Source organism: Stenotrophomonas sp. STEN013 (assembly GCF_056760355.1).
Genome location: NZ_JBRREO010000002.1, coordinates 770,195 through 776,743, shown reverse-complemented (window position 1 = coordinate 776,743; position 6,549 = coordinate 770,195). Strand labels below are relative to the sequence as shown.

Here is a 6,549-nt window from a genome sequence, read left to right as displayed (position 1 = left end):
CGCGGGCGTGGTCGCCCAAAACATTGCAAAACCCTACCCAACCGTTGACCCCATCCCCTTTGCGGGGGCGGTGCGTGTGGAACCTAAATCACCAAGCCCCGGCCCCCCACCGGGCGCCCGCTTGCGTTTCCCCCTTCCGCAACCCCAACCGACTTTCCAAGCATGAAAGCCAACGACATCAAGAAAGGCAACGTCGTCGAGTACAACAACGGCGTCTATCAGATCCGCGACATCGAGCGCAGCTCGCCGCAGGGCCGCGGCGGCAACGTCCGCTTCCGGTTCATCATGTACAGCGTGCCGGGCGGCAACAAGCTCGATGCCAGCTTCGACGCCGATGACAACCTGCCGGAAGTGGAACTGCTGCGCCGCCAGTCCACCTTCTCCTACATGGATGGCGATGCCTTCGTGTTCATGGATGACGAGGACTACACCCCGTACACGCTGGACGCGGACGTGATCGGCGACGACGCCGGCTACATCACCGAAGGCCTGACCGGCATCTACGTGCAGGTGATCGACGAGCAGCCGGTGGCGATCCAGCTGCCGCAGCACGTCACCCTGGAAGTGGTCGAGACCCCGCCGGAACTGAAGGGCGGCACCGCCACCAAGCGCCCCAAGCCGGCCAAGCTCAATACCGGCATCGAGATCATGGTGCCGGAGTACATCACCAACGGCGAACGCATCCTGGTGAACACCACCACCGGCGAGTTCGGCGGCCGCGCCGACTGACCGCGGCGTGCCGGGTGACGGACAGGCGCCCGGCGCCTGTCCGTCCGTACCGTCACAGCCCGAACGCCAGCACAGCCCCGCGTTGCCGGCCGGGCACATCACAACCATCTTCCGGATCAGCGCGGCTCCCCGCCCCTCTCCGATGACGCAGCGTCCCCGTACAGCACGCGCAGGCGCTGACGCAGCACCTCCAGCGTGGCCCGTGTCGTCTCGATCTCGGCGCGCTCGGTCGCCGGCAACAGCTCCTGCAAGGCCTGTCGCAGCGCGGCGGCCTCCGCGGCGGCTACCGCAACCCGCTGCTCGACCTGCTCCCGCAGTGGGGCCAGTTCCCGTGCCTGGGGCAACCCGTAACCCGCCACCGGCAGCGTGCCCGGCGCCAGCAGCACTCCGGCCTGCTCCATCAGCTGGCGGAAACGCGGCGTCGTGCTCGAATCGGCCGGTGCCGACAGCAGCACGCGCTTGAGCCGGTCGCGCGCGCGCAGTTCGTTGCGGCGCCACGCCGCCTGTTCCAGCATCAGCAGCGCAGCCACGTACTCGCCATCGGAACCGGGAGCCGTGTCGATCCAGCGTCGCCGCTGCAGGGCCGGCAGCGCCAACCACGCCTCGACGCTGGTCACCGGCAGCGGCATTTTTGCCTGCAGCCGGGCAAACACCAGCGCATAGTGCGGCGCGGCCGACTCGAAGTAATAACCGCGGCGAACCGCTTCGGCGCGATCCCCCGCCGGCGCAGGCACCGCGACCCCGGCCCGGCGCAGTTTCTTCAGCAGGCCTGTCGGGGTGATCGAAGACAGCGGTGCGGCGGCAAAGCGCGGAACGCCCTCGTGCAACAACTTCCAGGTTTCCACCGCACAGTTGTTGCTGATGAAGTAGTAGCGCCCGTCATAGCTCCAGTGCAGCCGCGCGGCCTGCCGCAACAAAGCGGCCACTTCATCACGCTGCAGCTGCAACGGCGTGGAAGACAGGCTGCGCAGCTCCACCCGGGTGTACTCGTCCACCACCCGGTTCAGCGGCAGCACGAACAGCCGTGAGGGATAGGAACCGGTCAATCCGCGCCAGCTGGAAATCTGCACATCACCGACAAAAGCACGGAAGGACAGCACCAGGTGGTACTGCAGATCCATGCGGCAGGCCGGACCGCGCGGGCGCCCCGGCGCGCAGACCACCAGCCGCAGCATGCTGTGGCCCCAGCGGCTCATCAGCACGTCGTTGCCTTCGGCCAGCAGGTAGTCCACCTCATAGACGCGCTGCGGGTCCAGCTCCAGCAGCGTACCGGTGCCCTCCTCCTCGCCGGCGCGCACGAACGGCAGGCTGCCTGCACAGGCGCCGTCCGTGACCTGCTCCAACCCGATCGCGGCTGCGTACCATGCCTGCAATGCCGGGCGCCGGCAGGCGTAATCCGGATCCAGCAGCACATGTTCCAGGTTGACCGCGAAGAACTCCGCGGGACTGTGCCGCTCGTAGGCGTCCGGGCTGCGCAGCGCGAACGCGTTGCGGCCTCGGCCCATCTTCAGCGGCTTGCGCTGCCAGCCGGCCAGGTCCAGAAACCGCGGCTGTGCCGACCAGCGCCCTGCAGGCGAACGGTCCAGGACGTGGGCCAGCTCGTGGATCAGCGTCGCCTGTGCCGCACGCCACGCGTGCGGATCGGCAGTATCGATGCGCTCGAGCAGTGCGCGCTGCAGCCCCAGCTCATGGCCACGGGCGCGGCCATGCACCTGCGCCGGCAAGTCGTCGCGCCAGCGCAGCTGCAGTGGCAGGTCGAAACGCTGCTTGAATGGGTGCGGAAGGCGGCCCAGCACATCCTCCAGCAACCGCTGGGTGAGCTGCCGCTGTGCGGGTGTCAGACCGGTATCCGCGACTTCAACCCGCAACGCCGCCCCGACCGGGAAGACGCTGCCGAGCAGCAGCAATAGCGCCAGCCACCGCGCAGGCGGCAGCCGGCAACGGGCCATCACAGCGCCAGGATTTTCCGCGCCAGCGCCATGTCGCTGGCCTCGCGGGCGGCCGCATCGCGCTCGCGCAGGTACAACAGTGCCGCTTCCAGATAGGCGCCCCGGATCACCCCGCCGCTGCCGACAAAACCGGCCGCGTCTTCGCGGGCATCCAGCACCACCTTGTCATCGCCGGAGCTGCTGCCCGAAGAGTTGGAGGAGGCACCGGTCGCCGAGCCCGCCGAAGTGCCGGCAAAACTGGAAGCGAACACCGACATCGGCAGGGTGAACAAGGCGCAGAACAGGATCGGGCGGATCATCGGCAGGTCAACGTGGGGTGGAAAGGCGGCAAGCGTAGCCGCAGACGGCTTACAGGTCGAACACCTTGCCCGGATTCATCAGGCCATTGGGATCGAACGCACGCTTCACCGCGCGCATCAGCGCGATTTCGGCGGCGTCGCGGGTGCTGGACAGATACGCCTTCTTGACCAGACCGATCCCATGTTCGGCCGAGATGCTGCCGTCATAGCAATGCAATACCTGCGCCAGCAGTTTGGTCACCTGCTCGCACTGCGCCAGGAACTCGGCATCGGAGGTGTCATCGGGCTTGAGCACGTTGATATGCAGGTTGCCGTCGCCGATATGGCCGAACCACACCACTTCGAAGTGCGGGTAGGCGCCGCTGATCAGCGCCTGGGTCTCGGCTAGGAACGCCGGCATGGCCGAAATCCGTACCGACACGTCGTTTTTGTACGGCTTGTAGCGCGCCACCGCCTCGGTGATGCCCTCGCGCAGCCGCCACAACTGCTGGGCCTGGGCCTCGCTGGCGCTGATCACACCGTCCAGCACCCAGCCCTGCTCCATGCAGTGCTCGAACGCGGCCAGCGCGGCGGCCTCACCGGCCTCGTCGGCCGAGGCGTACTCGGTGACCACGTAATACGGGTGGATCTCCTGGAACGGATACTGCGCGCCATGCGCGGTGACGTGCTTGACCGCCAGATCGGTGAAGAACTCGAACGCCTCCAGCTGCAGCCGCTCGCGGAATGCGGAAAACACCTGCATCAGCACCTCGAACGAGGGCAGCGCCAGCAGCATCACGTTGGTCGCCGGCGGCGGATCGGTGAGCTTCACCGTCGCCTCGACCACGATTCCCAGCGTGCCTTCCGAGCCGATCATGAGCTGGCGGAAGTCGTAACCGCTGGAGTTCTTGATCAAGCCCTTGTTGAGTTCCAGCAGCTCGCCATTGGCGGCCACCACCTTCAGCCCGGCGATCCACTCGCGGGTATTGCCATAGCGGATCACACGGATGCCGCCCGCGTTGGTGGCGATATTGCCGCCGATCGAGCAGGAGCCGCGCGCGGCGAAATCCACCGGATAGATCAGACCGTGTTCGCGGGCGGCGTTGTGTAGGGCCTCCAGCGGCATGCCGGCCTGCACGGTCAGCGTGCGGTCCACCGCATCGAACGCTAGCGCCTTGTTCATCCGCTCCAGGCTCAGTACCAGCTCGCCATTGGCCGCCACCGCGCCGCCGGACAGGCCGGTACGACCGCCGGAGGGCACCAGCGCCACCTTGTGCGTGTTCGCCCAGCGCACCACCGCCTGCACTTCCTCGACATTGCCCGGCAGCGCGATGGCCAGCGGCGCCGGTGTCCAGCGCCGGGTCCAGTCGCGCCCGTAGTGCTCCAGATCGCCCGGCCCGGTTTTCAGACGCAGATGGGGACAGGACTGCAACAGGGATTCCAGACGTGGATCGGTCATGACGGTGTTCGGGCGACGTGAAGACCGGCAAGCGTGCCAGTCCCGCCGGGCGCCGTCCAGCGCACCGGCGCCACGTCCGCAACCGGACAATTACATTCACATGAAACCTTTTAGCTTCAATGCCTTGCCTTCTTGCGCAGTGCACCAAACGCGGTGCGGTTCTGGCATAGTGACGGCCCAGCCACCGTTGCCCTCGTGCCCGACATGTCGCCCAAGAAGACCTCGTTCCCGAAGCAGGACATCCGCGTTTTGTTGCTCGAGGGGGTCAGCCCGACCGCCGTGGACACCTTCAAGGCCGCCGGCTATTCGCAGATCGAGCTGCACAGCAAGTCGCTGCCCGAGGACGAGCTGAAGGCGCGTATCGCCGAGGCGCACATCATCGGCATCCGCTCGCGCACCCACCTCAGCGCCGAGGTGCTGGCCCATGCCAAGCGCCTGATCGCGGTGGGCTGTTTCTGCATCGGCACCAACCAGGTGGATCTGGAAGCGGCCGAACTGGCCGGTATTCCGGTCTTCAACGCGCCCTACTCCAATACCCGCTCGGTGGCCGAGCTGGTCATCGCCGAAGCGATCATGCTCACCCGCGGCATCCCGCAGAAGAATGCCCAATGCCATCGCGGTGGCTGGTCCAAGTCGGCCACCGGCAGCCACGAGGTGCGCGGCAAGACCCTGGGCATCATCGGCTACGGCCACATCGGCACCCAGGTCGGCGTGCTGGCCGAGGCGCTGGGCATGCATGTGATCTTCCACGACATCGAAAGCAAGCTGTCGCTGGGCAACGCACATCCGGCCGCCGGTCTGGACGACCTGTTGGCCCGTGCCGACGTGGTCACCCTGCACGTGCCGGAGAACGCCTCCACGCAGTGGATGATCGGCGCCGCGCAGCTGGCCAGGATGAAGCCCGGCGCGCACCTGATCAACGCCGCCCGCGGCACCGTGGTCGATATCGACGCGCTGGACGCCGCGCTGCGCTCGGGCCATCTGGGCGGCGCCGCGGTGGACGTGTTCCCGGTCGAACCCAAGGGCAATGGCGACCTGTTCGAATCGCCGCTGACCGCGCACGACAACGTGATCCTGACCCCGCATGTGGGCGGCTCTACGCTCGAGGCACAGGACAACATCGGCATCGAGGTGGCCGCCAAACTGGTGCGCTACAGCGACAACGGCTCCACCCTTTCGGCGGTCAACTTCCCGGAAGTGACCCTGCCCGAGCACGAGCAGAGCCTGCGTCTGCTGCACATCCACCGCAACGTGCCCGGGGTGCTGTCCAAGATCAACGAGATCTTTTCGCGCCACAACCTCAACATTGACGGCCAGTTCCTGCGTACCGACCCCAAGGTCGGCTACGTGGTGATCGACATCAGCGCGACCGAGGAACAGGCTGCGGCGATCCGCGAGGACCTGGCCGCGATCCCGGGCACGCTGCGCACCCGCATCCTGTACTGAGGCGATGGCCGGCTCCGCGGTGGCGGCAACCGCCGCCGCGCGCATTCCGGCCGCCATACCGACGGCGCCAGAGGCCCGGGCAGCCCCAGTATCACCCGTCGGCCGGGGCCGCCCCCCCCCCCCCCCCCCCCCCCCCACCGCTGCGCCATGCGCCGCATCGATTCGTCATCCGCTTCGGCGATCTCGACCACCGGGCGCCACGCCAGCGCCAGCGACTCCTCACTGACCAGGAATTCCTCCGAACCACCCGCCATCACCACATAGCGCACGTCGTAATGCCAATGCCCGGGCACATCGCCGCGCGCGGGAATCCAGTGCCGGTCCAGGTCATGGATTTCCGTCGAGGCCAACACCAGCCCGGCCACCCCCGACTCCTCCTGCGCCTCGCGCAGCGCCACCGCCGCCAGGTCATGGTCGCCCTCGGCATGACCGCCCGGTTGCAGCCAGCGCCGCAGCTTGCGGTGATGGGTCAACAGCACGCGCCGGCCATCGCCACTGACCAGCCACGCGCTGCCGGTGAAGTGACCGGCCAGACGCTGGCGGGTGAACGGGTCCACTCCACCGGCGTCGAGCAGGGCCACAAATTCACGCGCGAGGGCCGCCTGCTCCGGCCAGCGCCGCGCATAGTCTTCCAACGCCCCCCGCAACCGTTGATCCTGCTCATGCATGACTGCAAGCACATCCAGAC

The 6,549-nt window shown here is 67.4% G+C and carries 5 protein-coding genes and 1 pseudogene; 2 read left to right on the top strand and 4 right to left on the bottom strand.

What is annotated here, in order from left to right; genetic code table 11:
- Positions 1 to 162 precede the first annotated feature (162 nt).
- Positions 163 to 729, top strand: a complete 567-nt coding sequence (gene yeiP / locus ACVOMH_RS07875; RefSeq protein ID WP_054659816.1) for an elongation factor P-like protein YeiP — start codon at positions 163 to 165, stop codon at positions 727 to 729.
- A 116-nt stretch (positions 730 to 845) separates the two neighbouring features.
- Here the strand turns inward: yeiP and ACVOMH_RS07870 are convergent, their stop codons facing one another.
- Genes ACVOMH_RS07870 through ACVOMH_RS07860 form a run of 3 tightly spaced genes read right to left on the bottom strand, consistent with a single transcriptional unit; the run spans position 846 to position 4,415 of the window.
- On the bottom strand, positions 846 to 2,678 hold the full coding sequence (locus ACVOMH_RS07870; protein ID WP_481551568.1) for a DUF7844 domain-containing protein: 1,833 nt from the start codon (positions 2,676 to 2,678) through the stop codon (positions 846 to 848).
- Positions 2,678 to 2,977: a DUF2388 domain-containing protein gene (locus ACVOMH_RS07865; RefSeq protein ID WP_481551567.1), complete on the bottom strand. Its 300-nt coding sequence runs from the start codon at positions 2,975 to 2,977 to the stop codon at positions 2,678 to 2,680. The genes ACVOMH_RS07870 and ACVOMH_RS07865 overlap by 1 nt, the downstream gene beginning before the upstream one ends.
- A 49-nt stretch (positions 2,978 to 3,026) precedes the next feature.
- Positions 3,027 to 4,415 carry an FAD-binding oxidoreductase gene (locus tag ACVOMH_RS07860; protein WP_481523568.1) on the bottom strand — a complete coding sequence of 463 codons (1,389 nt, stop codon included), beginning with the start codon at positions 4,413 to 4,415 and terminating at the stop codon, positions 3,027 to 3,029.
- A gap of 204 nt (positions 4,416 to 4,619) precedes the next feature.
- Here ACVOMH_RS07860 and serA point away from each other — a divergent pair, with 204 nt between their 5' ends.
- A complete protein-coding gene (gene serA, locus ACVOMH_RS07855) occupies positions 4,620 to 5,861 on the top strand; it encodes a phosphoglycerate dehydrogenase (RefSeq protein ID WP_054658300.1) in 1,242 nt (413 codons plus the stop codon).
- Positions 5,862 to 5,983: 122 nt separating this feature from the next.
- Here serA and ACVOMH_RS07850 read toward each other — a convergent pair.
- Positions 5,984 to 6,529, bottom strand: a pseudogene (locus ACVOMH_RS07850) (NUDIX hydrolase); the annotation flags it as partial.
- Positions 6,530 to 6,549: the final 20 nt, after the last annotated feature.

Excerpts from the sequence above, each read along its gene's own strand:
- yeiP (WP_054659816.1), top strand. The coding sequence starts at position 163 with ATGAAAGCCAACGACATCAAGAAAGGCAACGTCGTCGAGTACAACAAC.
- ACVOMH_RS07870 (WP_481551568.1), bottom strand. The coding sequence starts at position 2,678 with ATGGCCCGTTGCCGGCTGCCGCCTGCGCGGTGGCTGGCGCTATTGCTG.
- ACVOMH_RS07865 (WP_481551567.1), bottom strand. The coding sequence starts at position 2,977 with ATGATCCGCCCGATCCTGTTCTGCGCCTTGTTCACCCTGCCGATGTCG.
- ACVOMH_RS07860 (WP_481523568.1), bottom strand. The coding sequence starts at position 4,415 with ATGACCGATCCACGTCTGGAATCCCTGTTGCAGTCCTGTCCCCATCTG.
- serA (WP_054658300.1), top strand. The coding sequence starts at position 4,620 with ATGTCGCCCAAGAAGACCTCGTTCCCGAAGCAGGACATCCGCGTTTTG.